Genomic DNA, 26,449 nt, shown 5'->3' on the forward strand with positions numbered 1-26,449 from the left:
GCTTTTGAATGGCTTTCTATGAATGAGTATCAACCTTATGACTCCACATTCTTACTGGAAAAAGGACATTACCCTTTTCCTATCTGCCCAAACCATTTCGCTGTTTGGCTCTTCGATCGTGCAGTACGCCATTATCTGGTATATCACGCTGACCACATCCTCTGGGCTGATGATCACCCTATCCACCCTATGTGGCTTTTTACCACAGCTCATCATCTCTCTGTTTGCTGGCGTGTGGGTTGACCGCTATAACCGCAAGTATGTCAGCATGATTTCGGATGCGGTGATTGCCGTAGTTACGCTGCTGTTAGCGATTTCATTTATCCTTGGATACAAGCCGTTATGGCTCATTTTTGCGGTATTAGCGGTACGCTCTTTTGGTACAGGAATCCAAACGCCAACGGTTAACTCCATTATTCCTCAGTTGGTTCCCAAAGAGCATTTAATCAGGGTTAACGGGATCAATAGCACACTGAGTTCACTGAATATGCTCATTGCTCCCGCGACGAGCGGCGTTCTCTATGCCTATTTATCTATCGAGAAAATCTTCTTTGTCGATGTTATCACCGCGGCTATCGCGCTCACGCTGATGTCGATGCTGAAGCTAGCCAGACTTTCCAGCCAAAATCTTGAGGGCAAATCGACAATCAAGGCCATCAGAGAAGGTTTCTACTATTTGAAGGAAAACCCTTTTATCCGCTATCTGATTATCTTTTTGATTGTCATGATGATTCTGATAAGTCCCGCGGCGTTTATGACTCCGTTAATGGTTAGCCGTTCGTTTGGCCCTGAGGCCTGGCGTTTGGCTATCAATGAAATGGCATTTAGCAGCGGAGCCATCGTGGGCGGCATCGCGATTGCGATGTGGGGCGGATTCAACAGTCGCCTGCGAACCACCTTGTTGGCGGGCGGCGCCTATGGCTTTTGCATGATTGCGCTCGGCTGCGCACCGGTGTTTGCCATTTATCTGGCCTTTAATTTTCTGATTGGAATTACCATGCCATGTTTTAACGCACCTATCACCGCGTTATTACAGGAAAAGGTTGACCCTGTCATGCATGGCAGAATTTTCAGCTTGGTACAGGTGGCTAACTGCTGTGCACTGCCGCTAGGGATGGTGCTGTTTGGCCCACTGGCCGATCATTTCCGCATTGAGCATTTACTCGTGATGGCCGGTATCTTGGTGCTTCTGCTTTGTGCTCAGCTATTTGTTAAAAGAAAACTAATGGAGTAAGAGTCGTGGTGGCCTAGTCAACACGGTTAACTGCGGTTTCTCTAGCAGGATCGCAGTTTTTAAATACAAGCTGCATGTTCACCAGCCAAGCGATTATTCTTAATGTTTATTCAGGTATCATATGAATTAAACAGTACGAATACAGCACAGGTGAGAGTATGCAGCTAAAATCATTGGCTAAAGGACGCTTTCAGGGGATTTGGCAGCAGGATGATGCTCTCGTTGAAAAAACTCTGCGTGCATATTTAAACGAAACATGTCTCATCGCAGAGGGAGAGCATCTCTTCAGGCAGGGTCAAGCAGTTAAACAGCTGATGATGGTGGCTTCAGGCAAAATCTCCCTCGGCTACAGCGCTGAAAATGGCAGGCGCTTTCAGCTAGGCACAATGGAATGTGATGAGCAATTATTTGGTGAAATGGAGTTCTTCACAGGATATCCCTGCCAACTCGATATTATCGCGGAGGAACCGCTGACCGTTGCACTCTGTAGCTGTGAACAGCTAGAAATAGCACTGAGTCAGCACCCCAAGTTAGCAATCTATTTTGCCAGCGCTATGGCTATTGATTATCAAGATACGCTAGATATTTTCCTTCATCGCATGCTTTATCCGATAGCTCATAACGTCGCTTACGATCTCTACCGACAGTATCAGAATAAATTACCCATGGATGGCTTTACAAAAAACTATCTTGAGGCTGAGCGTTTTGGTACAACCGATCGAGTCTATCGCAGGGCAGTCAAAGAACTCATAGATGGTGGTTTAATTATGCGTGGACCACAAGGTTTAGAAATTAAAAACCTTGCTGAGCTGAAGAAATTTTTAGGCAACGATATTGAAGAGTAAGCCTGCCACAATAAATACTGACAACTACAGTTTATTGCAGCAGGCCGTGTTCAATAGATAGATTCGGCTTTTATTATTAAAGACTAACCATTAGAACTTATAGGTCACATCGAAGTAATGACCTATACCGGTCGTTTTACCTGCACCAACCTCATTTTGGGTTAGTGCCATGTTTCGAAAGTATTTTAAACCATAACCGATAGCATAGCGTTCTGAGTGCCAATACAATCCGTTATACCACTCAATGGCATTATTGCTATGCAGCCCATCGTTAGATATCTCATTGGCACCGAATTGATAATCCAAATATCCTTGATAGCTTAGATAGCTTCCGTTTGAGAAATTATAAAATGGCGTAGACCAATTGGTTGAAAACATGTAGCCATCCCATTTTCCTTCATTGGCTGCTCCATAGTTTTCTCGGACATAATGAGCATAAACGTTCATCCCCATTTTTCCGAACCAAGGTACATTAACATCAGCACCCAGACCAATATAATGCTCAAATAATTCGCGATCGCCAATGTTTGTTACGGTCGACAAATACCATTCTTCAATGGGGCCAACCGATAAATCAGTTTCAAATAGCCCATCCAAGGATACACGAGGAGAGATTTTTGCAAAAAAGTTATCGCTATCATGGCGATCATCCTGTTTGCGGTCGAAAATATCAAAGATATCAACGTAGCCATATAAATCAAATATCCCAGAACGACCACCAAACTCCATTTCTAAATAGGTATCATTGTGTGCGCCATAAGGTACTTTGGCATCCACGCTTTGCATGAGGTTAAACTGGAACCACTTATAATCATTTTTATGTGTGTCTCCGTCCTTATAGTCAGCTGCGCTTGCAGCAAACGTTAACCCAGAGAAAATAAAGGCTAATATAGTTTTATTTAAACCCAAAGAGACTGTGCTGGCCATAATTACGTTCCTTATAAATTTAATAATAAGCATTAGTACAATTAATTTGTTTTATTAAAATAGTTATTTTTAGTTCCCAGAGTATTGGCGAATCAATAAGATGAAATAATCATGCTATAAAACACAAGATTCCTTATGAGAATTACGGTTAAACGTTTTTAATACTGCAACTAGCATCAGCATGATCACGAAATAGAGAATAGGAATGGCGTACATAATTGTTTGTATACCTAGCGTTTTTTCTAACAAAGCACTAATAGCAGGACTAAACATTGCACCAGCACTACCGCTAATCAGAATATAAGAAACATTTCGACTGCTGGCGTGTTTTACAAATGAAACACCATAAGCAATGAATGAGTTATAAAGCGCCGCGCAAACAAAGCCATAACCGTAGGCTAAATAGTCTAAGTGATTAAGATTATTTGTCGTTACAATACAGGTCGTGATAATGAATGCCAGCATGATAACCCCCATCAAGAAATAATGGATTTTCACTCTGGACACAATTACCGTAGAAACCAATGCCCCGACCAATGCAGCGGCCCAGTATTGCGTAATAATACTTCCGGCAACTTCGAATGGTATACCAAACTTTTGTTTAACAAATAGCGGAGCCCAGGTTAGGAAGGTATATAGCGCTAACATTCCTAAAAACAACCCAATGCCACCGCTAATAATGCCGAAGTTCCATTCAGATTTAACCGCTTCTGTCTGACCCGATACTTTTTCAGGTTCACAGCGAGAGAAGTTTGTCATTGCCACAATGCCTAACGTCGCTAGAGCCACTATCCCAACCGTTAAGTAGCTATAACTCCAAGACATATTATGGGTGAGTGCATATGTCGTTACTAGAGGGAACACCACTCCTGCCACATTAAAAGTCGCATCTTGAACCACTAACATTGTACTTTGGATTTTGTCATGCCAAACGGCAACAACGATAGTTCCTGCGATACATAAGCCAATACCACCGCAAAAACCCACCAGCGTCATGGCAACCATGACGACCCAGATCCCCCCTATCCAATGCATTGCTAAGGCACAAAGAAACACAATCGAATAGCTAATACATGTCATGCGTTTGACGCCTATTCTCTCAATTAAGAAGAACGCCGCCACGGTTCCCGCTAACGCTCCCCCATTTAATAATGAGAAAACTGAGGCTACCGCATTAATATCTGCGTTATAGCTGTTAGCGATAGGTTCGATTAACATCCCAAACTGGCTAGCAAAACCAGCCATAATAAAATTGGCTAGGAAACTAATAGCCGTAAGTGCAAGTTTATTTTTCATAATTATATTTCCCTGGTGTATCGCTTTAGGCTGTTTTTATTCTGTTATAGCCGTATTTAAAGCTAGCTCAATCATTTGGCTAAATGTCAGCTGCCGTTCTTCGGCTGTTGTTTCCTCTCCGGTTAAACAGTGATCTGACACGGTGAGAATTGCCAAAGCTTCTATCCCAAACTGGTGTGCAAGCCCATATAACCCTGCCACCTCCATATCAATTCCCAACACACCGAATTTCTCTAACGCGGGGATCAAATTTTCATCAGGATCGTAATAAAGATCTCCACTGAAAACATTACCAACCTTGACTGGAATTCCGGCCTTTGTTGCTTGGCACCATGCTTCATGCAACAGAGGGAAATATGCGGAGGTCGCCATGTGATAACCGGCACTCCGCTTAGCATTAGTGATTGAATCCGTACCTGCAGCAACCGCCAAAATAATGTCTCTCATACGAATATCGCGCTGTGTTGCTCCTAAGCTTCCTATGCGAATAATTCGTTTAACACCAAAGTCGTGAACCAGTTCATGGGCATATAACGTCATTGATGGAATACCCATACCGTGCCCCATGACCGAAACAGGTTGTCCTTGATAGAGGCCTGTATAGCCCAACATGTTGCGAACATTGGTCACTTCACGCGCATTTGTCAGGTAGTTTTCGGCAATAAATTTTGCCCGCAGTGGATCGCCTGGCATGACAACGGTGGAGGCAAAATCGTCAGGTCTCGCATTAATGTGTGCTGTCATAAAATTTCCTGCAAATTAAGGTAGAAAGGAGAAGCCGTTGACGTGATTGTATGTATGGTCAGGTCATAGTTTGAGGACATAAGTCCTACTCAACGGATCGGCATCTCATTTTTGATAGATAGTCAGAAATGGTGGGTGATATCTGGTGGGGCTACGGAAAAATTTACGCACAAGGCTCAAACGGAATACGCCAATGTTGTTCCATGCGCATTTCAGCACATCATCAGAGCGTTTCGGCATAATCTACTGATATTCCTTTGGGTATTGTATTTATACCAATCAAGGGAGACATCAGAATGAATAAAGCTATTTTAGGTATAGCACTGTTAACTTCGTCATTAAGCGTGTTTGCTGAAGGCTTCACCTTGCACAGTTCAGATATTCAGCAAGGTAAATCGTTACAACAGTCGCAGGTTTATCAAGGTTTTGGCTGTAATGGGGGAAATACCTCACCACAACTCTCGTGGGTAAATGCGCCAAAAGGAACAAAAAGCTTTGCCATCACGGCTTACGATCCCAACGCCCCGACAGGTAGCGGCTGGTGGCACTGGACGGTAGTCAATATTCCAGCCAATATTCATACTTTGGCGGCCAATGCCGGTGCAAAAGATGGGAAGAATCTGCCCTTAGGCGCAGTTCAAGGCCGGAATGATTTCGGTTATGCCGGATTCGGCGGTGCTTGTCCTCCTCCAGGGGATAAACCTCACCCTTATCGCTTTACCGTTTGGGCACTTAAAACGGATAAATTACCCATTGATAGTCAATCCAGTGGTGCTTTAGTCGGTTTTATGTTGAATACCAACGCCTTGGCCCATGCGGAAATCACCCCTCACTACGGACGCTAAACATGCATGCTATCAATCACGCGGAACATCGATTAACCGCACAGGAAATAGTCGCTCGTTGCGCTCATAGCTTGCATCGAATCACGCTATTCACCCCCGCGTTATGCCATGTTCGTGTTGGTAGCAAAACAGTGCAATGGGGAAAGCACGCTGAAATTGCCACTCCCCATTCTCTTATCCTGTTCCCCGCAGGATCAGAAATCAGCATCGCCAATACCCCCAAACAAGGGCTGTATATCTCCGACATGGTTTATATTCCAGAACCATTGTTACGCGAATTTAAGCAATCTCATGGCTCCGTGGCGAGACAGAGCCCCCAAACAAACTCACTATGTATTCCCCTTAATGACAATATTCGTCTGACGTGGCAAGGACTGCTGAACACCTTGCACAATGACACACCACCACAGCTGCAAAAACACCAACTTCATGGAGTATTGCTGGCACTGGCACTTTCTGGCTATGGCGAAATATTGTTTCGCAACAGAAACGATCCCCTTACGGCTCAGGTACAACAGGTATTGCTGCGAGACCCTGCGCACAACTGGAGTGTAAATGACGTTGCTCATCAACTGCAGATGGGAAGCTCAACGCTGAGACGCCGTTTAGCGGCAGAAAATCAGGGGTTTCGCTCTATTTTAGAAAGTGTTCGTATGAGTAACGCACTCTATGAAATACAAAGCAGTACGCTCAGTATTGGGGAGATTGCGTATCATGGAGGATATAATTGCGCATCGCGATTTAGTGCTCGTTTTAGCCAACATTTCGGCTTAACACCCAGTGCGCTAAGGCAGGCAATGAAACAACATCCACAAAAACATGAGGATAACAATCCGGTTAAGCCGTTGCGCTCAATTGAGCTAGCTCACAATGATAAAAACTAGAGGCGGGGTACATTCCCGTGTAAAATCTCAGCCGTTTTTATTCTTTGAACATTTTGTGAGCGTAATATATGCAACAACCGCGTATTGGTTTTGTGTCCCTTGGTTGCCCGAAAAATCTGGTGGACTCCGAACGTATTCTGACCGAACTGCGCACCGAAGGTTATGATGTTGTGCCTCGCTACGATGACGCTGAGCTTGTCATCGTAAATACCTGCGGTTTTATCGACAGTGCCGTTCAGGAATCGTTGGAGGCTATCGGTGAAGCTCTCAACGAAAACGGAAAAGTAATTGTTACTGGCTGCTTAGGGGCAAAAGAGAACCAGATCCGCGAAGTTCACCCTAAAGTTCTGGAAATTACTGGCCCGCATAGTTATGAAGCCGTGCTCAAACACGTGCATCAGTACGTGCCTAAGCCAACGCATAATCCTTTCACCAGCTTGGTGCCGGAACAAGGCGTGAAACTGACGCCAAAACATTACGCTTATCTAAAAATATCCGAAGGCTGTAATCACCGCTGCACTTTCTGCATCATTCCATCCATGCGTGGCGATCTCGATAGCCGCCCGATTGGCTCTGTTTTAGATGAAGCCAAACGGCTGGTGGATGCCGGAGTGAAAGAGCTGCTGGTCATTTCGCAAGATACCTCTGCCTACGGCGTAGACGTTAAACACCGCACCGGTTTCTGGAACGGCCAGCCGGTCAAAACCAGCATGATTAGCCTGTGCGAGCAGCTATCATCGCTTGGCGTCTGGGTTCGTCTGCACTATGTTTACCCGTACCCGCACGTCGATGACGTGATCCCGCTGATGGCAGAAGGAAAAGTGCTTCCGTATCTGGATATTCCACTTCAGCATGCGAGTCCAAAAATCCTTAAACTGATGAAGCGTCCTGGTGCGGTAGAACGTACGCTGGAACGAATCAAACGTTGGCGTGAAATCTGTCCACAGCTGACACTGCGCTCGACATTTATCGTTGGTTTCCCAGGTGAAACCGAGGAAGATTTCCAGATGCTGCTGGATTTCCTAAGCGAAGCCAAACTGGACCGTGTGGGTTGCTTCAAGTTCAGCCCTGTTGAAGGCGCTGCCGCCAACGAACTGGCTGACCAAGTTCCTGAAGAAGTGAAGGAAGAACGATTCCACCGTTTCATGCAGCTTCAACAGCAGATTTCAGCTCAACGTCTGCAAGACAAAGTAGGCCACACACTACCGGTTATTATTGACGAAGTAGACGAAGAAGGCGCCATTGGCCGTAGTATGGCCGATGCTCCAGAGATTGACGGAGTCGTTTACCTGAACGGTGAAACCAAGCTGAAAGTGGGCGATGTGGTTAACGTCACCATTGAAAACGTCGATGAATATGACATGTGGGGCAGCGTTTGCGCTTAAACTTAGCGTAATCTGCTCACTTGATACGAAACAGCTGCCTTTTGACTAATGCTGATCGTTTAAGAGATCGAGATACACGGGGCTAGCACACCGCGGGGCGGTTATGGAACACATCTATGTGTTCCACCCTAGGGGTCAACGCTAAAGCGTTGTTCAACTTTGCTCCCTGCAAAGTTGTCGGCAGCTAAAGCTGCTACGACCCCATCGGTGTACTTCCCCTAAAATCACGCTTAAGTGACCGGCATTATGCCTTTTGGCAGCGTTTTTATGACAACAAAAGACAAAATCAATTCCACGGCATCAGCGCGGGGTTAGAATACTGATATTCAAATCCCAGTTCTTTGCTGATTAACGAACCATCGACCAACTTACCCTGCGATGGTTTTTCCTCAGGTGCAAACTGCGGCGGCTCCAAGCCTAAAGAACGCGCTAGCGGTGGGTAGAACTCCGCTTTAGTCGGATGTATCGGCGCGCACAGATTGTATACATGCCCACCCTGCGGCAATTTCAGCAGCATTTGAATCGCGGCGATAACATCATCCTGATGCACCAAATTCACCCCACTGCTTGCCCCTATTACGCCGGTTTTCCCCGCCAGAAATCTTCCAGGATTGCGGCCCGCCCCCACTAATCCAGCCAAACGCAGGATGTCTACCGAGGTATTTGGCAGATCGTGCAGCCATGTTTCCAGCTCTGCTAACGTGCGGCCTGCACTGGTCGTCGGTTGCAGTTCGCTACGCTCGTTTACCGTACCCACGGCGTCACCATAAACCGACGTGGAGCTTAGGAAAATAATGCGCGGCACATTGTGTGCCAGCGCGCTATCCACCAGCAGTTGAACGGCATGAAGATAACGTTCGCCTTCTTCCGGTCTACGACTTGCGGGAAGCGTAATGACTAACGCGTCAGCATCCAGCAACTGTTCTAAATCGTCTTGCTCGCATTCAAGCTCAGGCGTCATCACCAATGGATAACATTCAATTCCGCTCATGCGGGCCGCTTCAACGCCATCTGGAGTGGTTTTACTCCCCACCACTCGATAACCACGTCCCAAAAGTGACAAAGCCAGTGGCATCCCCACCCAACCAAGGCCAACTATCGCTACTTTATTCATTGCGGCACCCTCTCGACACCTATGACTTGCGATTCAATCGCAAATAATTCAAGCACAAACTATAGCCCGACCATATAGCACAATTCATCCTCTATCCCCAAAATAATTGGCATTACATCAAGGCAGCAAATACTGGCTCTTAAGAGCGATTCCGTGAATAGGACACGCTCAGCACCGCCAGTAAGATGCAACTTCAAGTATGACGGCTATAAGCCACTTTCACGAGATATCGTGCAGTAAAGTACTGTCAGTAATAATCAATCATGCTAGATAAATGAAACAAAAACGAAATATTAAACTTTTTACTGTCGAACTAAGCGGCTAATCAAACAAAAAATAACCATAAAAAAGGGGTTGCCATCCCCCTGTCATATGGTTTAGGTTAATTTACAGTTAACGCAGACAATCGTGTCTGCCTGCTTATTGGATTACAAAAAATGCTTACTCGCGTTCAGTTCAGCCACCATCATCACCATCATCCTGACTAGTCTGACAGGCCGATGAGTGCTGGAAGACGGTTAACAATCTTCCAGTGGCGCAGAACGCAAAAAGAGAGCCCTCGGAAGATTATCTTCCGAGGGCTTTTTTGTTATCTACGATTTAGCCAACAACTCAGCAAACAGCATTAACTGACATACAACATCACAGAATTCAAAATATTAGGGGAAGTACCATGTTAGACAAAACTCGCTTACGTATCGCCATGCAGAAATCCGGTCGCCTGAGTGAAGACTCGCAAGAACTGCTGGCTCGCTGCGGAATAAAAATCAACCTACAACAACAGCGCCTGATTGCGTTCGCGGAAAACATGCCTATCGATATCCTGCGCGTTCGCGATGACGATATCCCCGGTCTGGTTATGGATGGCGTCGTTGACTTGGGCATTATCGGCGAAAACGTTTTGGAAGAAGAACTGTTAAGCCGTCGCGCTCAAGGGGAAGATCCTCGTTACTTTACCCTGCGTCGCTTAGATTTCGGCAGCTGTCGTCTCTCGCTGGCTATGCCGTTAGACGTTCCTTACGACGGCCCGCAGTGTTTGCAAGACTCACGTATCGCCACCTCTTATCCACACCTGCTCAAGCAATATCTCGATAAACAAAATATCCGTTTCAAGTCCTGCCTGCTGAATGGCTCAGTGGAAGTCGCACCGCGTGCCGGTTTATCTGATGCCATTTGCGATCTGGTTTCCACCGGCGCAACGTTAGAAGCCAACGGGTTACGCGAAGTGGAAGTGATTTACCGCTCCAAAGCCTGCCTGATCCAGCGCGATGGCGAAATGCCAGCCGCTAAACAAGAACTCATCGATAAACTGATGACCCGTATTCAAGGCGTGATTCAGGCACGCGAATCCAAATACATCATGCTGCACGCGCCCAGCGACAAACTGGAGCAAATCATTCAGCTATTGCCTGGCGCTGAACGCCCAACCCTGCTGCCACTGGCAGGAGATCAAAACCGCGTAGCGATGCACATGGTGAGTAGCGAAACCCTGTTCTGGGAAACCATGGAAAAATTGAAGTCTCTGGGTGCGAGCTCGATTCTGGTTCTGCCAATTGAAAAAATGATGGAGTAACGGCCATGACTGCTGCTGATAAGAATAATAATTTTAACAACATCACTTTCTGGAGCGAATGCGATGCGCAGCAGCAACAAGCGCTATTGCAACGTCCGGCAGTAACCGCTTCTGACCGCATTAGCACCAGCGTGGCGGAGATATTGCAACAGGTGAAATCTGGCGGTGATGCGGCCCTACGTGAGTTGAGCGCCAAATTCGATAAGGTCGAAACCAACGCGCTACGCATCAGCATCCGTGATATTGAACAGGCTGCGTCACGCTTAGGCGATGAAATTAAAGATGCCATGCAGCAAGCGGCCAAGAATATTGAGAAATTCCACGTCGCACAAATCCTGCCAGCAGTAGACGTAGAAACGCAGCCGGGCGTTCGCTGCCAGCAAATCACTCGCCCACTGGCCTCGGTTGGACTGTATATACCGGGAGGAACAGCACCACTGCTTTCTACCGTGTTAATGCTCGGTATTCCCGCCCGTGTCGCAGGCTGTAAGCGTGTGGTTCTGTGTTCACCGCCGCCCATCGCCGATGAAATTCTGTTTGCCGCCTCCTTATGCGGAATTACAGAGGTGTTTCAGGTGGGGGGCGCACAGGCAATCGCCGCACTGGCTTTCGGTAGTGAATCTATTCCTAAGGTCGATAAAATCTTCGGCCCCGGAAATGCCTACGTAACCGAAGCCAAACGTCAGGTTAGCCAACGTATCGACGGTGCGGCTATTGATATGCCCGCGGGGCCTTCTGAAGTGTTGGTCATCGCCGATGAGAAAGCTACTCCCGCATTTATCGCGGCTGATTTACTATCGCAGGCTGAACACGGGCCAGACTCACAGGTTATTTTACTTACGCCTGATGCCGAGATTGCGAAACGTGTCGCCATCGAAGTCGACAATCAGTTGGCAACCCTGTCACGCGCTGACATCGCCCGCCAAGCCTTGGATTCAAGCCGTTTGATTGTCACTTCCTCTCTCGAAGAGTGCGTTGAGATCAGTAATCGCTACGGCCCTGAACACCTGATTATCCAAACCCGAGAACCCCGTCAATGGGTGGATAAAATCTCGAGCGCCGGTTCGGTATTTTTAGGCGATTGGTCACCAGAATCTGCCGGTGACTATGCGTCGGGCACCAACCATGTACTGCCGACCTATGGCTACAGCGCCACCTATTCAAGCCTGGGCTTGGCTGATTTCCAAAAGCGCATGACCGTTCAACAAATTAGCGCTGAAGGCTTGCTCGGGTTAGCGCCGGTCATTGAAGCAATGGCCGCCGCCGAGCTGCTTACCGCCCACAAGAACGCCGTGACACTGCGCGTTGCCGCTCTGCGCGCAAAAGAGACGACAACCTCACCCAAGGAGAGCATCTGATGAGTTCAAGCATTGAAGAATTAGCCCGCGCCAACGTCCGTGAGTTAACGCCTTATCAGTCCGCTCGTCGTTTGGGGGGAAAAGGTGATGTATGGCTTAATGCCAACGAATATCCCATTGGGACGCCCTATCAGCTGAGTACCGAGACATTTAACCGTTATCCAGAGTGCCAGCCTAAAGCGGTTATTGAAAACTACGCCTCTTATGCCGGTGTGAATAGCGATCAGGTGTTGGTGAGCCGCGGTGCCGACGAAGGTATCGAATTGCTGATCCGCGCCTTCTGTGAGCCGGGGCAAGATGCGGTTCTATACTGCCCTCCGACGTACGGTATGTATGGCGTCAGCGCTGAAACGTTTGGCATTGAACGCCGCACTATCGCGCTACGTGAAGATTGGCAGCTAGATTTGCCCGCCATCGAAGCAAACTTGGCAGGGGTAAAACTGATCTACGTTTGCAGCCCGAATAACCCCACGGGGAATTTACTCAGTCAAAGCGACCTGCGTCGGCTGTTGACGCTCACCGCGGGCAAAGCCATCGTGGCCGTGGATGAAGCCTATATCGAATTCGCACCACACGCGACAACGGTGCCTTGGCTAGCCGAATTCCCCCATATGGTCGTTCTCCGCACGCTGTCTAAGGCCTTTGCGTTAGCGGGTCTACGCTGTGGATTTACTGTCGCTAGCCCAGAAATGATCACGTTATTACTGAAGGTCATTGCCCCCTACCCGCTGTCTACGCCGGTCGCCGATATCGCCGCGCAGGCGCTTTCTCCCGAAGGCGTAGCCACGATGCGCCAGCGGGTACAAAGCGTGTTAGAAAACCGCGCCTTGTTGGTGAAAGAATTAACCGAATGCGACTGTGTTGAAGCCGTCTATCCTGGTGAGGGAAACTATTTAATTTTCCGCTGTTCAGCGGCGGCGGCAGTGTTTAAGTTATTGTGGGATCAGGGCATTATCTTGCGCGATCAAAGCAAACAGCCAAGCCTGTCAAACTGCCTGAGAATCACCATAGGCACGCAGGAAGAAAACCGTAAAGTGATCGATGCCCTACGCGCATTCTCCGCTACCGTAGCGTCAAAACAACTCAGCCAGGAGGCGATGTGAGCCAGAAGTTTCTTTTTATCGACCGTGACGGCACCTTGATTAGCGAACCGCCGGTCGATTTTCAGGTAGACCGCATGGACAAGCTGGCATTCGAGCCCGCCGTCATTCCAGCCTTGTTGAAGCTACAGCAGGCAGGCTACCGTTTGGTGATGATTACGAATCAGGATGGTCTAGGCACCGCCAGCTTCCCACAGGCTGATTTTGACGGCCCGCATAACCTGATGATGCAAATACTGACGTCACAGGGTGTGGTATTTGACGACGTATTGATTTGCCCACACCTGCCAGCGGATAACTGCACCTGCCGTAAGCCCAAAACCGAGCTAGTGCAATCCTATCTGAATGCCGACGTCATGGATTACGCGGCATCGCGCGTCATCGGCGACCGTGAAACTGATATTCAACTGGCTGAAAACATGGGGATCGCCGGTATTCGCTACAGCGCTGAAACCATGGGCTGGGAGAAAATCGCGGATGATTTGACCAAACGTGACCGCCACGCGCAGGTTAGCCGAGTAACACGAGAAACGGCGATAGATGTCAATGTCTGGCTCGATCGTGAAGGCGAAAGCCACATCCGTACCGGCGTCGGTTTCTTCGATCATATGCTGGATCAGATCGCGACTCACGGCGGCTTTCGCATGAATATTGACGTGAAAGGCGACCTGTATATCGACGATCACCACACCGTGGAAGACACTGCATTGGCACTGGGCGAAGCGTTGAAAAAAGCGCTGGGTGATAAGCGGGGGATTTCGCGCTTCGGTTTTGTTCTGCCTATGGATGAATGTCTGGCACGCTGCGCATTGGATATTTCAGGCCGCCCGTACTTGGTCTATAAAGCCGAGTTCACCCACCAGCGAGTGGGCGATTTGAGTACTGAAATGGTCGAGCACTTTTTCCAATCGCTGGCTTATGCCATGGGGATCACTCTGCATCTGAAAACCAAAGGCAAAAACGATCATCACCGCGTCGAAAGTCTCTTTAAAGTATTTGGCCGCACGCTTCGTCAGGCCATCCGCGTTGAGGGCGATACCCTTCCTAGCTCGAAAGGGGTTTTATGATGAATGCCAAAGAGACCAACGTCGTTATTCTTGATACCGGCTGCGCTAATTTATCGTCGGTACAATACGCTATTCAGCGCCTTGGCTATGAGCCTAAAGTCAGCCGTGAGCCTGATGTGGTGCTCACCGCTGATAAGCTATTTCTTCCCGGCGTAGGAACGTCGCAGGCCGCCATGCAGCAGCTACGCGAGCGCAATCTTATTGAGCTCATCAAGGCGTGTACGCAGCCGGTACTCGGCATCTGTTTGGGCATGCAATTGCTCGCGAGCCGCAGCGATGAGGGGGATACCGAAACCCTCGGCATTATCGATACCCCCGTTGAAACCATGAAAGATTTCGGGCTGCCTTTACCGCACATGGGGTGGAATCAGGTTTCTGCGCTGGCGGGCCATCGCCTATTTAGTGGGCTAGAAGACGGTGCCTATTTTTACTTTGTGCATGGCTATGCTTATCCGGTATGTGCGAACACCATCGCGCAAACTCACTACGGCGCACCGTTTAGTGCCGCGGTACAAAAAGATAATTTCTTTGGCGTGCAATTCCACCCAGAACGCTCCGGCGCTGCCGGTGCCCAATTATTGAAAAACTTTTTGGAATTGACCCTTTAAGGAGCGGCACGCTGATGATCATTCCAGCATTAGATTTAATCGACGGCAACGTTGTCCGTTTGCATCAGGGCGATTACGGGCAGCAACGCGACTACGGCAACGATCCATTACCGCGCTTGCAAGACTACCAACAGCAAGGTGGTCAGGTGCTGCATTTGGTCGATCTGACCGGTGCCAAAGATCCTGCAGCTCGACAGATACCGCTACTGCGTAAACTGTTAGCGGGCATCTCGGTTCCCGTACAGGTTGGCGGTGGAATTCGCAGTGCAGAAGACGTAGCGGCCTTAATTGAAGCCGGAGCTTCGCGCGTGGTCGTGGGCTCAACGGCGGTACGTCAGCCAGAAGAAGTGAAGCAGTGGTTTCAGCGTTTTGGGGCTGACGCGCTGGTTCTGGCGCTCGATGTCCGCATTGACGCTAATGGCAGCAAAAATATCGCCGTCAGTGGTTGGCAGGAAGACTCTGGCGTCACCCTAGAACACATCGTCGACGAATTCTTGCCCTATGGCCTGAAACACGTGCTGTGTACCGATATCTCACGCGATGGAACGCTGAGCGGTTCTAACGTCGCGCTCTATCAAGAGATCTGCGCGCGTTACCCACAGGTGGCATTCCAGTCTTCCGGCGGTATCGGTAGCTTAGAGGATATTGCTGCGCTACGCGGCAGCGGCGTCAAAGGGGTTATCGTAGGCCGCGCGTTATTAGAAGGGAAATTCACCGTGAAGGAGGCTATCGCATGCTGGCAAAACGCATAATTCCTTGTCTGGACGTTCGCGACGGTCAAGTGGTCAAAGGCGTACAATTTCGTCATCACGAAATTATCGGTGACATCGTTCCACTTGCCCAACGCTATGCCCAAGAAGGGGCAGACGAATTGGTATTTTACGATATCACCGCCTCTTCTGATGGGCGCGTGGTCGACAAAAGTTGGGTGTCACGCGTAGCAGAGGTGATCGACATCCCATTCTGCGTAGCCGGCGGCATCAAAAGCGTCGAAGACGCTTCGCAAATTCTCACTTTTGGCGCCGATAAGATCTCGATTAACTCCCCCGCGCTCGCCGATCCTGACTTGATTTCACGCTTAGCCGATCGCTTTGGCGTACAGTGCATCGTGGTGGGCATCGATACTTGGTTTGATGCAGAAACCGACAGCTATCAGGTTTACCAATTTACCGGTGACGAAAAGCGCACTAAAGCCACCACGTGGCAAACCGTCGACTGGGTGCAAGAAGTACAAAAACGCGGCGCGGGCGAAATCGTGTTAAACATGATGAACCAAGACGGCGTGCGTAACGGCTACGATCTTCGCCAGCTCAAACTGATCCGTGAAGTCTGCCATGTACCACTGATCGCCTCCGGCGGCGCAGGTACGCCTGAACACTTCCTTGCCGCATTCCGCGATGCCGACGTTGATGGCGCGCTAGCCGCCTCGGTGTTCCACAAACAAATTATCAATATTGGCGACTTAAAACGTTACCTATCACAACAAGGTGTGGAGATCCGCTTGTGCTAAAAGAATCGTTTTTATCAGAACAACAAAAAGAACAACTAGACTGGAACAAAGTCGATAATCTGATGCCAGCCATCGTGCAACATGCCGTATCTGGCGAAGTATTAATGCTCGGTTATATGACGCCAGAAGCGCTAGACGAAACCAATCGCAGCCGCCACGTCACCTTCTACTCTCGTACCAAGCAGCGTTTGTGGACGAAAGGAGAAAGCTCTGGACACTTTTTGAACGTGGTCAGCATCACGCCTGATTGTGACAGCGATACGCTGCTGGTGCTCGCAGAACCACAGGGACCGACCTGCCATAAAGGCACCCGTAGTTGCTTCTCACCAGCCACCCCCGATTGGGCATTTTTATTCCAGTTAGAGCAACTGCTGGGCGAGCGTAAAAATGCCGATCCTAAGAGCTCCTACACCGCCAGCCTTTACGCCAGCGGAACCAAGCGTATTGCTCAAAAAGTGGGAGAGGAAGGCGTGGAAACCGCCCTGGCGGCCACCGTGCATGACCGAGACGAGCTGGTGAACGAAGCCTCTGACCTGATGTACCACCTGATGGTTTTACTGCAAGATCAGGATCTGGATTTAAGCGCGGTCATTAATAATCTACGTAAACGTCACGAAAAATAATATTTAAACTTAATATCAATTCTCAACGTCATCCATTCCTCTTGGGTTGGCGTTGAGATAATACCCGCCCCTTCTCGAAAGCTCTTTTTGTAGATTGTTATCTATATAGTAGAGTCCTTGTTATTAACGCCTCCTCAGAAAAAATTTACGTATTGATTTTTCTTTAATTATTTTATGAATAAAAAATATTGGCCGAAATAATTAAATTAAACGATCGATAAATAAAAATGCCGCTTCATTTAAAAATGACGAGGTGAGAATCGTATGAAAGTAAAAGGATTGCGTTGGTGGATCATTGCCAGCAGTGCCTGGCGGTCTATTTCTCGGATACACCGCGTATATCCTCGTACACTTGATCCCCTCGCTCCCGTCCCCATCTATACTTAATGAGCCTAAAAAATAACCGGAGGTGAGAAATGGCCAGTGGTTGGGCGAATGATGGCGCAGTACAAGATCAGATTGATGCGACGGTGGATGATGCCGTTGCGCGCGCTCGTAGTCAGCTAAGTCACGGTGAAAGCGCGCACTTTTGCGAAGAGTGCGGTGCCGAAATTCCGGAGGCCAGACGCCAGGCGCTGCCTGGGGTGCAATTCTGCGTTAATTGTCAGGCTGAAATTGATAAGAAAATGCAGGCCAACAGCGGCTATAACCGCCGCGGCAGTAAAGACAGTCAGTTGAGGTAGACGCATAAATCTACCTCAGCTCATACAAATATCACACCAAATAAGATTGTGTCAGCGCTACCCAATAGGCCGCCCCCACGCTGAGGTTGCGGTCGTCAAAATCGTACTGTGGATGATGTAACATCGGCGAATCACCGTTGCCAATAACGCAGTAGCAACCAGGTTTATGCTTGAGCATAAACGCAAAATCTTCGCTGCCCATGAACGTATTCGGCATATCGACAACTTTGTCGTTTCCTAATAACGTCACTGCAACCTGCTTAGCAAACGCAGTTTCATGCGGTGTATTCATCAATACCACACCGGCAACGGCGCTTTCTATCTGTGCGGTCACGCCATAGCAGCTAGCCTGTGATTCGGTGATCGTTCGAATACGTTGTAACACATTTTTGCGCACGTCTTCATCCGTGGAGCGAATACTCAAACGCAAAACCGCCTGCTGTGGGATCACATTACCCGCGTCCCCCGCTTGGAAAGCGCCCACGCTAACAACCGCCTGATCCTGTGCGGCTACATTACGCGATACAATAGTTTGCAGCGCCATCACCAACGAAGCCCCTGCCACAATCGGATCGATGCTCTTTTCCGGTGTTGACCCGTGACTACCTTTGCCCGTGAGTGTAATGGTCAAACTGTCTACTGCCGCCATCGTGGCGCCTTCTTTAAAGGCCATATGCCCTTGCGGGTAACCAGGCATGTTATGCATGCCATACACTGCATCCACTGGGAAGCGAGTCAACAGCCCATCATCAATCATCGCCTGAGCTCCGCGCATATCCTCTTCTGAAGGCTGGAAAATCAAACGCACAGTGCCATTAAAACTCGCACTGTCGCTCGCCAGCCACTGCGCAGCGCCTAGCAGCATTGATGTGTGTCCATCGTGACCGCAAGCATGCATTTTTCCTTCGCAGCCGCTTTGATATTTCACACCACTGGCTTCATGGATCGGCAATGCATCCATATCGGCACGCAGTCCGATCGATTTCGTGCCTGAGCCTTTAGTCAGGCTCGCAACAATCCCTGTACCTCCAATCCCTGTAGCAACGTCATAGCCCCACGTCTTCAACAGTTCTGCAACTTTATTCGCGGTACGAGTTTCATTAAAACCCAGTTCAGGATGGGCATGAAGTTCATGGCGGATTTTTTCTAACTGAGGCTGAGATTGCTGGAGCTGGGAGAGCAGTGTTGCGGAGTCAAAATTCTTCATTGATTCACCCTTCAAGGATTTCATACGGCCAATGTCTTGACCTACCGCTCAAACGACATTCGCAAAATGATGCAGAGGTTTAGCTTAATCAAAACAATATCTATAACGCTCAATGTACCTGCAGAACATCCCATACAGTTAACAAAATGTGTTACTCCATTAAAACAAAGGATTAACAACGTAATCTCGAGTTAGGGAAACAAAATAAAAAGCTGCCATTTCTGTTACTTCTTTATAGGTAATCAACGAGAAAATTTCCTATACTTAGCCAGTTTCTGCATTCTAGCGTGTTGAAAGTAAATCAATTCATTTATGCAGAAACACTATGGCAAGAAGACTATATTAATAATTATATGGAATAAACTATGAGCAATCGATATCAGACTCCCGGTAAACGCCGGAGCAGAGCCTGGCTGTGGCTATTGTTGCTGGGGGCCATCATCGGGGCAGCCCTCCTTGCAGGAACCGCGACCGTCATGCACAAAACCAGTGATACGGAATTCTGTATTTCTTGTCACTCGATGGAACAACCTCTCGCCGAATACCAGGGCAGCATCCATTTCCAAAACACCAAGGGCATCCGCGCTGAATGTGCTGACTGTCACGTTCCACATCAGCCAATCGATTATCTATTGACCAAAGTTGCTGCGTTGAAAGACGTCTACGGTGAAGTCACTGGTAAAATTGATACACCTGAAAAATATGAAGCCCATAAGCTCGCTATGGCGCAAAGCGTGTGGGATACCTTGAAGAAAAACGATTCTGCAACCTGCCGTTCATGCCACAGCTATGATGCAATGGATGTGACAGCTCAAAAACCTGAAGCACGCCAGCAGCATCCGGTTGCTATCAAGAATGGCGAAACCTGTATCGACTGCCATAAAGGCGTTGCGCATATTTTACCTGATATGAGTGGTTTAGCCGCTGCTGGTGCCAGCGAACTGGCTAACGCTGCTGCCAAAACCCCTGACACGGCGACAACGCTGTATACCATCGCTACCGAACCGTTCTATCTCAGCGCAGACGAAACCCAGCACAATGCCGGTAACCTGATGCCATCCACCGAAGTAAAAGTGGTGAAACGTCAAGGCGATCGCGTTCTGGCTGACGTCAATGGCTGGCAGCAAGACGGCGTAAGCGAAGTCTTCTACGCGGCGCAAGGCAAACGCATTCTCAGCGTTCTGCTGGGTGAAGATGCGCGTAAACAGTTGAAAACGCTGAGCACGGCTAAAGATGCAGAAACCGGTTTGGTTTGGCATCAAGTTTCACTGCAGGTTTGGTTGCCTAAGAAACAGCTGGTTGACGATCAACAGCAAATCTGGCGCTACGCGTCTGACATGATGTCTGCCAACTGTACCGGTTGCCACGGCTTGACGGCGCTCGACCGCTTTAATGCCAACCAGTGGATCGGTGTGGTCAAAGGTATGGCTCCACGTACATCCCTGACGCAGGAACAACTGCGCGTTCTGACGCAATACGTTCAGAAACATGCCAGTGATATGCCTGCCAATCAGCCGGACAAGATTTAAGGAGCTATAACAATGAAAAAAGAATTGAACTCCCACATTGAAAGCGTTAGCGATTTCGAACAAAAACCACTTCAGGTAAGCCGTCGTCGCTTCCTGACAGGTGCAGGCGCCGTATTAAGTGTGCCGCTGCTGGCTGGGTTCTGGCCGAAGTCCGCTTTGGCAGAAGCGATCAGTAAAGCACTTCCGCAGTTTACCGCGCTACGTCAGGCTCAGACCGGTATCCTCACCGCAGCACACTGGGGCGCGTTCGAAGCTATCGTCAAAGATGGCAAAATGGTCGACGTGAAAGCCATTAGCGACGATCCGTTCCCAAATGAGCTGATCACGATGGCGCCTTATCAGGTACATGCTGAAAACCGCATTAAGTACCCAATGGTGCGTAAAGGCTGGTTAGAAGGTGGTCCATCCAATAGCCAGCCAGAGTTACGCGGCCGCGACGAATGGGTTCGCGTTAGCTGGGACAAAGCGCTGACGCTGGTAAGCGATCAGATTGCTCGTCTGCAAAAAGAACATGGCCCACAGTCTATTTATGCGGGTTCTTACGGCTGGAAAAGTGTCGGGATGTTACACAACAGCCGCACCCTACTCCAGCGAATGATGAACCTCAGCGGCGGCTTCCTTGGCTACGCGGGCGACTACTCTACTGGCGCAGCACAGGTCATCATGTCGCATGTGGTTGGCTCAATGGAAGTTTATGAGCAACAAACCGCATGGCCTAACGTGATTGAAAATACCCAGTTAGTGGTGATGTGGGGTTGTAACCCGATGATCACCTTAAAAAATAGCTGGAACGTTCCAGATCACGTAGGCCAAACAGGCTTCGAAGCCTTGAAGAAGAAAGGCACGCGCGTCATTAGCATCGATCCTGTGCATAACGACAGCGCTAAATTCGTTAACGCTCAATGGATTGCACCACGCCCTTATACCGACACTGCCATGCTGATCGGTATTGCCCACACATTGCTGACTGAAAAACTGCATAACCAAGACTTCCTGAATACCTACACCGTTGGTTTTGATAAATTCGAAGCTTATCTAATGGGTCAGGACGACGGTATTGTTAAAGATGCAAATTGGGCGGCAGAAATCAGCGGCGTGGACGCTGAAACATTGCGTCAGCTAGCACGCGATATGGCGAAAAATCGCACCATGATCATGGGGGGCTGGGGGATCCAGCGTCAGCATCACGGTGAGCAACAACACTGGATGCTCGTGACCGTTGCTTCCATGTTGGGGCAAATAGGTCTGCCTGGCGGTGGTTTTGGCTTTAGCTATCATTACTCTTCCGGCGGTAGCCCAACCGCTAAAGGTGGGATTTTAGCCGGTATCTCTGCGGGTAACTCACCGAAGAATACACCAACGCCAATTCCTGTCGCTCGTATTGCCGAGTGTCTGATGAATCCGGGGAAAACCATTAATTTCAACGGGGCTCAGGTTACCTACCCTGATGTGAAAATGGTTTATGTGGCAGGCGGCAACACCTTCCACCAGCATCAGGACACGAACTCACTGGTCAAAGCTTTCCAAAAACCTGAAACCATTGTGGTAAACGAGCCTTACTGGACAGCGACGGCCAAGCACGCTGATATCGTTTTCCCAACGACAACGAGCTACGAGCGTAACGATCTGGAAATGGGCGGTGACTATTCACAGCTCTATGTGTTCCCGATGCATCAGTGCGTACCGCCACAGTTTGAATCTCGTAGCGACTTCGATATTTTCGCCGGTATCTCTGAAAAACTGGGCGTACTAGACGCGTTTACCGAAGGCAAAGATGAGACTCAATGGCTGAAAGGCATGTATGACGACATGAAAACGCAGGCTCGTGCAGCCCGTGTTGCCCTGCCGCCGTTCGATATGTTCTGGGAATCAAACAACTATGTACGCTTCCCTGTTCCTGAGGCGAATAAACAATGGGTACGCTTCGCAGACTATCGCGAAAACCCGCTATTGAATCCATTAGGGACTCCATCGGGTAAAATTGAAATCTACTCTGATGCCATTGAGAAAATGGGTTATGAGGATTGCAAAGGCATTCCAACTTGGATGCCGCCGCACGAATGGTATAAAGGTCCGGAAGCGGCGAAGTATCCGCTGTCGCTCAATACCGCCCATCCGATTAACCGTCTGCACTCTCAGTTGGATAACACGCCGCTGCGTAAGAAATACGCCGTCGCCGATCGTGAAGCGATCTTGATTCATCCTGAAGATGCTAAATCTCGCGGCATCAGCAACGGCGATCTGGTTCGTGCATTTAACGATCGTGGCCAGATTCTGGTCGGTGCGGTCGTCACCGAAGACGTACGCCCAGGTGTTATCCGTATCAGCGAAGGTGCGTGGTTCGATCCTGCCGATCCTGCTACGCCAGGCTCACTGTGTAAAAATGGTAACGTAAACTGCCTGACTTTCGATATCGGCTCATCCAGTCTGGCGCAGGGTAACTGCGGACAAATGGCTCAGCTTGAAATCGAAAAATATCAGGGACCGGTATTGAATAACACTGCTCATACTGTGCCTGCTGGCGCATAGTTTGTAATGTGTCATATCGCTTAATATCCACGGGGCTTCGGCCCCGTTTTTTCTGACTTTCTATCATGTGCCATCATCCGCGAAAAAGCATGGAATGTTGGCTGCAGACTATTTTTTAGCGCTCCCCATTCATTATTGAGCGTTATTTAATCCGTACAGTTTGTGCAACTTTCTTACATCGTATCAGCTGAAACAGCTTTTCATTTTTTATATTCAGGCGTAACATCCCCCGCCTGAAACAACTCGTCCACCTCTGACACGTCTCTGATAAACCTATGCGTATGTATTCGACCGCCCTTCGCCGTCTGCCGGATTTAACCTCGACCTCATTCTTAATTGTGGCTTTTTTAACCGGCATTGCTGGCGCGCTGCAAACACCAACGCTGAGCCTTTTTCTATCCACTGAGGTGGTTAAAAGCCCTTTCATGGTGGGACTCTTTTATACCGGCAGCGCCATTATCGGGATTATTGTTAGTCAGTTTTTAGCCGCACGCTCTGACCGCTCCGGCGATCGTAAAAAGCTGATCCTGCTGTGCTGTATTCTTGGCGCGGCGGGTTGTCTGCTGTTTGCCTATAACCGAAACTATTATTTACTGCTCATCGTCGGCGTGATGCTGACCAGCTTTGGATCCACGGCTAACCCGCAAATGTTTGCTCTGGCGCGTGAATATGCGGATAAAACGGGCAAAGAAGCCGTCATGTTTAGCTCGATTCTGCGTGCACAAGTTTCTCTGGCGTGGGTGATAGGCCCGCCGATTTCATTTGCATTGGCATTAGGATTTGGCTTTCCGTTTATGTATCTGGCGGCGATGGCCACATTTTTAGTCTGTGGGCTGATTGTCTGGTACACCCTGCCTTCTATGCCTAAAGCCGTCGTACGAACCACCGGCGTACTGGATGCCCCGCGCCGCAATCGCCGTGATACCTTGCTACTGTTTGCCGCATGCACCCTGATGTGGACCTGCAACAGCATGTACCTCATCAACATGCCGTTATACATCATCCACGAACTGCATTTACCGGATAAGCTGGCGGGCGTCATGATGGGAACGGCTGCGGGTTTAGAGATTCCAACGATGCTCATTGCCGGCTATTACGCCAAACGTTTCGGCAAGCGCTTCTTAATGCTGGTGGCATTAGTGGCTGGGCTCGCCTTTTATGCGGGTCTGCTATTTCTTATCTCGCCTTGGGCATTGCTGGCACTACAGTTGTTGAATGCGATTTTCATCGGCATTCTGGCAGGGATTGGCATGCTTTATTTTCAGGATTTGATGCCCGGTCAAGCGGGGTCGGCCACCACGCTGTTTACTACAGCAACGCGTACAGGCTGGATATTTGCAGGCTCTGTTGCTGGCTTAATCGCCCAATTCTGGGACTACTACGCCGTGTTTTTTGTTTCACTGATTTTGCTGTTGGTCGGTGTGGTATGTATGTGGAAAATCAAAGAGGCATGACTTTTTATAGCGATAAAAAATAGGGCTCTGGAAATCCCTTTCCAAAGCCCCTTGTCAGCAAGCGTTATCTACACAATAGACTTAATGATTTCGAGCAATGTTTTAATATCTTCAGGCCGCGTTTCACCACTTTGCGGATCGATAATCGACGTATAAACATGTGGCATTACTCGCGCTACGCCCGCCTGCAAGCAGGTCTGTAAAATAATGCCAAAGTTTTCTAAATCAATACCGCCGGTTGGTTCAATGAGCGTCATTCCGTTACGCGCTGCGCTTTCCGCCAACGCTTTCAGCTCTGGCAAGCTCCGCTCGCCGCCCATTGGGAAAAACTTCGCAGCATGTGCTCCCATATCCAGCATCATGTTTACCGCGCTATCACAGGAAACAAGGGCTTTATCGCCTGCCGCACTGAGCTCTCCGGTCGATATTTGCACCGTTCCAACATCGCCCGTTGGGCTCACTAATGCGTTGATATGCGTATGTGGATGCTGTGCCTGAGCCAAAGCGCCTGCTGCAAAACCACAGCCGGTAAAGGTTTGGTTGACATGAGCGGCGCCCGTGGCAGCGGCGATCATTGCGGCTTTATAAAACTGAGCCGGATCGCCAGCCCCAAGACCTACCGAAATTGACGGAACTTGCGCTATCCAGCGTTTCACTTCCGTGACACCCTGAGCGACATTTTCAAACTGTGCGGAAAGTACGCCAATCACGGCGTGTCCTTCCGCTGCATCATAGATAGCGCGAGCATTATCAATATCTTTCGCTAAGACATTAATGGCTACGCGGTCCCGATAAAACTTAATGCTTTGCATGACAATTTTCCTGTTCCGCAGAGATCTGTGCCAGTCTTTCGACGATCATCGCCAACTCACTTTGATCTAAAGTGCGTGGATCGATGCTGAAAACACCTTGGTGCAAGAAATAGCGGCGAGTATAGATAGCCACATCGCCCGTACGGAGCAGAGCTTCCACCTGACGGGCGTCTATCCCTAAGACATCAGGATGAACACGCACCTGTACACGCCAAATTGCACGCCCCGCTTCGTCTTGCTCGATTTCCGCGCTAAAACCATGCAAAGCGGAAATCGCATCCACGGTGGTTGCCAATGCGTCAGGCGTCATGCTATCTGCACCTTCGGCGTATAACTCCAGCGCCTTGACCAAGCCAACCATGTTTTCCTTACCGATCTTCATTGCTCGCGCAATGCCGTGGTGCTGGGCTTTACAGCACTCAATCCACTCTCGCTTGCCGGTAATAAAGCCTGAGGTTGGCGCATTGAACGCTTTCGCTCCGCTGTAAATCACCAGATCGGCACCTTGCGATACATATAAACGCAGATCCTCTTCCGCGGCGGCATCAACAATCAACGGCAGCTGATGCGCTTTAGCGACCTCGACAAAATCGGCTAGGGTGAGCATGCCCTTTTGTACGCTGTGATGTGATTTCACGAACAGCAACGCGGCAGTACGTTCACTGATGGCCTTCTCTAATTGCCACCGCGCCGCAAGATTACTTTGCCCAACTTCAACCACGCGCCCGCCACCTAAGCGGATAGCACTAGTGATTGGCGCACCGTAGTCAATATTGTGTCCACGCAGCATCAGAACTTCGTTTGCCATGCCGGAGCTATCCGGCATCAAGGCGACACGATCGGGCTCTCCGCGTGTAATCACTGCCGCAACCGCAATAGCAATCCCTGCGGAGGCGCATGACGTGATGTAACTGTCTTCTGCCCCCGTATGAGTGGAAACCAACTGCCCAGTTCTATCGACGAGTTTATCTATCTCAACGAAGGAGCCCGCAGCTTCGGCCGTTGCCTGCATGACTTCAGGAGAAACCGCCGATACGCCCAAAATCGTCATTTTTCCGCAGGCGTTAATCACTCGCTTAAGCCCTAGGCGTTGATAAATATTTTGATTCATGGTTTCCCCCT

General features: G+C 49.1%; 25 protein-coding genes and 1 other annotated feature. Of the genes, 18 read left to right on the forward strand and 7 right to left on the reverse strand.

The window, feature by feature from the left end; all coding sequences use genetic code 11:
- The first annotated feature begins 37 nt into the window (after nucleotides 1-37).
- Together M988_RS12915 and M988_RS12920 are read left to right on the forward strand one after the other, a co-directional pair.
- A complete protein-coding gene (locus M988_RS12915; RefSeq protein WP_064574466.1) occupies nucleotides 38-1,234 on the forward strand; it encodes an MFS transporter in 1,197 nt (398 codons plus the stop codon).
- Between the two features lie 158 nt (nucleotides 1,235-1,392).
- Nucleotides 1,393-2,079, forward strand: coding sequence for a Crp/Fnr family transcriptional regulator (locus M988_RS12920; protein ID WP_064574468.1), 687 nt, complete (start codon nucleotides 1,393-1,395; stop codon nucleotides 2,077-2,079).
- Between the two features lie 90 nt (nucleotides 2,080-2,169).
- Here M988_RS12920 and M988_RS12925 read toward each other — a convergent pair whose 3' ends face one another.
- From M988_RS12925 to deoD, 3 genes are all read right to left on the reverse strand, one after another.
- The gene (locus M988_RS12925; protein WP_064574471.1) at nucleotides 2,170-3,006 is read right to left on the reverse strand and encodes a nucleoside-specific channel-forming Tsx family protein; all 837 of its coding nucleotides are present in this window, start codon (nucleotides 3,004-3,006) and stop codon (nucleotides 2,170-2,172) included.
- A 114-nt stretch (nucleotides 3,007-3,120) separates the two neighbouring features.
- Nucleotides 3,121-4,302: an MFS transporter TsgA gene (gene tsgA / locus M988_RS12930; protein WP_064574472.1), complete on the reverse strand. Its 1,182-nt coding sequence runs from the start codon at nucleotides 4,300-4,302 to the stop codon at nucleotides 3,121-3,123.
- 36 nt (nucleotides 4,303-4,338) lie between these two features.
- Nucleotides 4,339-5,046 (reverse strand): purine-nucleoside phosphorylase, encoded by a 708-nt coding sequence (gene deoD, locus M988_RS12935; RefSeq protein ID WP_064574474.1) that lies wholly within the window; start codon nucleotides 5,044-5,046, stop codon nucleotides 4,339-4,341.
- 296 nt (nucleotides 5,047-5,342) lie between these two features.
- On the opposite strand from deoD, the gene M988_RS12940 reads away from it, so the two are divergent.
- From M988_RS12940 to rimO, 3 genes are all read left to right on the forward strand, one after another.
- Complete coding sequence (locus M988_RS12940) at nucleotides 5,343-5,891, forward strand: kinase inhibitor (protein ID WP_064574475.1); 549 nt, start codon at nucleotides 5,343-5,345, stop codon at nucleotides 5,889-5,891.
- A gap of 2 nt (nucleotides 5,892-5,893) precedes the next feature.
- Complete coding sequence (locus M988_RS12945) at nucleotides 5,894-6,775, forward strand: helix-turn-helix transcriptional regulator (protein ID WP_064574477.1); 882 nt, start codon at nucleotides 5,894-5,896, stop codon at nucleotides 6,773-6,775.
- Nucleotides 6,776-6,843: 68 nt separating this feature from the next.
- Nucleotides 6,844-8,160, forward strand: coding sequence for a 30S ribosomal protein S12 methylthiotransferase RimO (gene rimO, locus M988_RS12950; RefSeq protein WP_039189046.1), 1,317 nt, complete (start codon nucleotides 6,844-6,846; stop codon nucleotides 8,158-8,160).
- Between the two features lie 286 nt (nucleotides 8,161-8,446).
- Here rimO and M988_RS12955 read toward each other — a convergent pair whose 3' ends face one another.
- On the reverse strand, nucleotides 8,447-9,274 hold the full coding sequence (locus M988_RS12955) for an SDR family oxidoreductase (RefSeq protein ID WP_061060222.1): 828 nt from the start codon (nucleotides 9,272-9,274) through the stop codon (nucleotides 8,447-8,449).
- Nucleotides 9,275-9,711: 437 nt separating this feature from the next.
- Here M988_RS12955 and hisL point away from each other — a divergent pair, with 437 nt between their 5' ends.
- The 10 genes from hisL to M988_RS13000 all read left to right on the forward strand — a co-directional run bounded on the left by hisL (nucleotide 9,712) and on the right by M988_RS13000 (nucleotide 17,796).
- Entirely contained in the window at nucleotides 9,712-9,762 is a 51-nt protein-coding gene (gene hisL / locus M988_RS22865; protein WP_102961614.1) for a his operon leader peptide, read from the forward strand.
- Nucleotides 9,738-9,864, forward strand: a sequence feature (His leader region). (Overlaps the previous gene by 25 nt.)
- An 83-nt stretch (nucleotides 9,865-9,947) precedes the next feature.
- The gene (gene hisG / locus M988_RS12960; protein ID WP_004095958.1) at nucleotides 9,948-10,847 is read left to right on the forward strand and encodes an ATP phosphoribosyltransferase; all 900 of its coding nucleotides are present in this window, start codon (nucleotides 9,948-9,950) and stop codon (nucleotides 10,845-10,847) included.
- Between the two features lie 5 nt (nucleotides 10,848-10,852).
- Nucleotides 10,853-12,205 carry a histidinol dehydrogenase gene (hisD, locus tag M988_RS12965; RefSeq protein ID WP_064574479.1) on the forward strand — a complete coding sequence of 451 codons (1,353 nt, stop codon included), beginning with the start codon at nucleotides 10,853-10,855 and terminating at the stop codon, nucleotides 12,203-12,205.
- Nucleotides 12,205-13,308: a histidinol-phosphate transaminase gene (hisC, locus tag M988_RS12970; RefSeq protein ID WP_064574480.1), complete on the forward strand. Its 1,104-nt coding sequence runs from the start codon at nucleotides 12,205-12,207 to the stop codon at nucleotides 13,306-13,308. Before hisD ends, hisC begins: the two co-directional genes overlap by 1 nt.
- Entirely contained in the window at nucleotides 13,305-14,372 is a 1,068-nt protein-coding gene (gene hisB / locus M988_RS12975; protein WP_008812938.1) for a bifunctional histidinol-phosphatase/imidazoleglycerol-phosphate dehydratase HisB, read from the forward strand. Before hisC ends, hisB begins: the two co-directional genes overlap by 4 nt.
- Nucleotides 14,369-14,980, forward strand: a complete 612-nt coding sequence (hisH, locus tag M988_RS12980; RefSeq protein ID WP_020303856.1) for an imidazole glycerol phosphate synthase subunit HisH — start codon at nucleotides 14,369-14,371, stop codon at nucleotides 14,978-14,980. Before hisB ends, hisH begins: the two co-directional genes overlap by 4 nt.
- A gap of 14 nt (nucleotides 14,981-14,994) precedes the next feature.
- On the forward strand, nucleotides 14,995-15,732 hold the full coding sequence (gene hisA, locus M988_RS12985; protein ID WP_039189069.1) for a 1-(5-phosphoribosyl)-5-[(5-phosphoribosylamino)methylideneamino]imidazole-4-carboxamide isomerase: 738 nt from the start codon (nucleotides 14,995-14,997) through the stop codon (nucleotides 15,730-15,732).
- On the forward strand, nucleotides 15,714-16,490 hold the full coding sequence (hisF, locus tag M988_RS12990) for an imidazole glycerol phosphate synthase subunit HisF (protein WP_008812935.1): 777 nt from the start codon (nucleotides 15,714-15,716) through the stop codon (nucleotides 16,488-16,490). Before hisA ends, hisF begins: the two co-directional genes overlap by 19 nt.
- Complete coding sequence (hisIE, locus tag M988_RS12995) at nucleotides 16,484-17,113, forward strand: bifunctional phosphoribosyl-AMP cyclohydrolase/phosphoribosyl-ATP diphosphatase HisIE (RefSeq protein ID WP_064574484.1); 630 nt, start codon at nucleotides 16,484-16,486, stop codon at nucleotides 17,111-17,113. Before hisF ends, hisIE begins: the two co-directional genes overlap by 7 nt.
- A gap of 416 nt (nucleotides 17,114-17,529) precedes the next feature.
- A complete protein-coding gene (locus tag M988_RS13000; RefSeq protein ID WP_008812933.1) occupies nucleotides 17,530-17,796 on the forward strand; it encodes a DksA/TraR family C4-type zinc finger protein in 267 nt (88 codons plus the stop codon).
- A gap of 31 nt (nucleotides 17,797-17,827) precedes the next feature.
- On the opposite strand, the gene M988_RS13005 is transcribed toward M988_RS13000, so the two are convergent.
- Complete coding sequence (locus tag M988_RS13005; RefSeq protein WP_064574486.1) at nucleotides 17,828-19,003, reverse strand: M20 aminoacylase family protein; 1,176 nt, start codon at nucleotides 19,001-19,003, stop codon at nucleotides 17,828-17,830.
- A gap of 365 nt (nucleotides 19,004-19,368) precedes the next feature.
- On the opposite strand from M988_RS13005, the gene M988_RS13010 reads away from it, so the two are divergent.
- The 3 genes from M988_RS13010 (at nucleotide 19,369) to M988_RS13020 (ending at nucleotide 24,515) form a co-directional block, all read left to right on the forward strand.
- Nucleotides 19,369-20,532, forward strand: coding sequence for a NapC/NirT family cytochrome c (locus tag M988_RS13010; RefSeq protein WP_004095984.1), 1,164 nt, complete (start codon nucleotides 19,369-19,371; stop codon nucleotides 20,530-20,532).
- Nucleotides 20,533-20,544: 12 nt separating this feature from the next.
- The gene (gene torA / locus M988_RS13015; RefSeq protein ID WP_008812931.1) at nucleotides 20,545-23,061 is read left to right on the forward strand and encodes a trimethylamine-N-oxide reductase TorA; all 2,517 of its coding nucleotides are present in this window, start codon (nucleotides 20,545-20,547) and stop codon (nucleotides 23,059-23,061) included.
- Between the two features lie 275 nt (nucleotides 23,062-23,336).
- On the forward strand, nucleotides 23,337-24,515 hold the full coding sequence (locus M988_RS13020; RefSeq protein ID WP_008812930.1) for a sugar efflux transporter: 1,179 nt from the start codon (nucleotides 23,337-23,339) through the stop codon (nucleotides 24,513-24,515).
- Nucleotides 24,516-24,583: 68 nt separating this feature from the next.
- Here the strand turns inward: M988_RS13020 and dagF are convergent, their stop codons facing one another.
- Nucleotides 24,584-25,327, reverse strand: coding sequence for a 2-dehydro-3-deoxy-phosphogluconate aldolase (dagF, locus tag M988_RS13025; protein WP_008812929.1), 744 nt, complete (start codon nucleotides 25,325-25,327; stop codon nucleotides 24,584-24,586).
- Entirely contained in the window at nucleotides 25,314-26,438 is a 1,125-nt protein-coding gene (dgaE, locus tag M988_RS13030) for a D-glucosaminate-6-phosphate ammonia lyase (protein ID WP_064574491.1), read from the reverse strand. The genes dagF and dgaE overlap by 14 nt, the downstream gene beginning before the upstream one ends.
- Nucleotides 26,439-26,449: the final 11 nt, after the last annotated feature.

It is taken from the genome of Hafnia paralvei ATCC 29927, from assembly GCF_001655005.1.
Taxonomy (GTDB): domain Bacteria; phylum Pseudomonadota; class Gammaproteobacteria; order Enterobacterales; family Enterobacteriaceae; genus Hafnia; species Hafnia paralvei.

Bases quoted from the DNA above. Each gene is read 5' to 3' on its own strand.
- M988_RS12915 (WP_064574466.1), top strand. From the start codon at position 38: ATGACTCCACATTCTTACTGGAAAAAGGACATTACCCTTTTCCTATCT.
- M988_RS12920 (WP_064574468.1), top strand. From the start codon at position 1,393: ATGCAGCTAAAATCATTGGCTAAAGGACGCTTTCAGGGGATTTGGCAG.
- M988_RS12925 (WP_064574471.1), bottom strand. From the start codon at position 3,006: ATGGCCAGCACAGTCTCTTTGGGTTTAAATAAAACTATATTAGCCTTT.
- tsgA (WP_064574472.1), bottom strand. From the start codon at position 4,302: ATGAAAAATAAACTTGCACTTACGGCTATTAGTTTCCTAGCCAATTTT.
- deoD (WP_064574474.1), bottom strand. From the start codon at position 5,046: ATGACAGCACACATTAATGCGAGACCTGACGATTTTGCCTCCACCGTT.
- M988_RS12940 (WP_064574475.1), top strand. From the start codon at position 5,343: ATGAATAAAGCTATTTTAGGTATAGCACTGTTAACTTCGTCATTAAGC.
- M988_RS12945 (WP_064574477.1), top strand. From the start codon at position 5,894: ATGCATGCTATCAATCACGCGGAACATCGATTAACCGCACAGGAAATA.
- rimO (WP_039189046.1), top strand. From the start codon at position 6,844: ATGCAACAACCGCGTATTGGTTTTGTGTCCCTTGGTTGCCCGAAAAAT.
- M988_RS12955 (WP_061060222.1), bottom strand. From the start codon at position 9,274: ATGAATAAAGTAGCGATAGTTGGCCTTGGTTGGGTGGGGATGCCACTG.
- hisG (WP_004095958.1), top strand. From the start codon at position 9,948: ATGTTAGACAAAACTCGCTTACGTATCGCCATGCAGAAATCCGGTCGC.
- hisD (WP_064574479.1), top strand. From the start codon at position 10,853: ATGACTGCTGCTGATAAGAATAATAATTTTAACAACATCACTTTCTGG.
- hisC (WP_064574480.1), top strand. From the start codon at position 12,205: ATGAGTTCAAGCATTGAAGAATTAGCCCGCGCCAACGTCCGTGAGTTA.
- hisH (WP_020303856.1), top strand. From the start codon at position 14,369: ATGATGAATGCCAAAGAGACCAACGTCGTTATTCTTGATACCGGCTGC.
- hisA (WP_039189069.1), top strand. From the start codon at position 14,995: ATGATCATTCCAGCATTAGATTTAATCGACGGCAACGTTGTCCGTTTG.
- hisF (WP_008812935.1), top strand. From the start codon at position 15,714: ATGCTGGCAAAACGCATAATTCCTTGTCTGGACGTTCGCGACGGTCAA.
- M988_RS13000 (WP_008812933.1), top strand. From the start codon at position 17,530: ATGGCCAGTGGTTGGGCGAATGATGGCGCAGTACAAGATCAGATTGAT.
- M988_RS13005 (WP_064574486.1), bottom strand. From the start codon at position 19,003: ATGAAGAATTTTGACTCCGCAACACTGCTCTCCCAGCTCCAGCAATCT.
- M988_RS13010 (WP_004095984.1), top strand. From the start codon at position 19,369: ATGAGCAATCGATATCAGACTCCCGGTAAACGCCGGAGCAGAGCCTGG.
- torA (WP_008812931.1), top strand. From the start codon at position 20,545: ATGAAAAAAGAATTGAACTCCCACATTGAAAGCGTTAGCGATTTCGAA.
- M988_RS13020 (WP_008812930.1), top strand. From the start codon at position 23,337: ATGCGTATGTATTCGACCGCCCTTCGCCGTCTGCCGGATTTAACCTCG.
- dagF (WP_008812929.1), bottom strand. From the start codon at position 25,327: ATGCAAAGCATTAAGTTTTATCGGGACCGCGTAGCCATTAATGTCTTA.
- dgaE (WP_064574491.1), bottom strand. From the start codon at position 26,438: ATGAATCAAAATATTTATCAACGCCTAGGGCTTAAGCGAGTGATTAAC.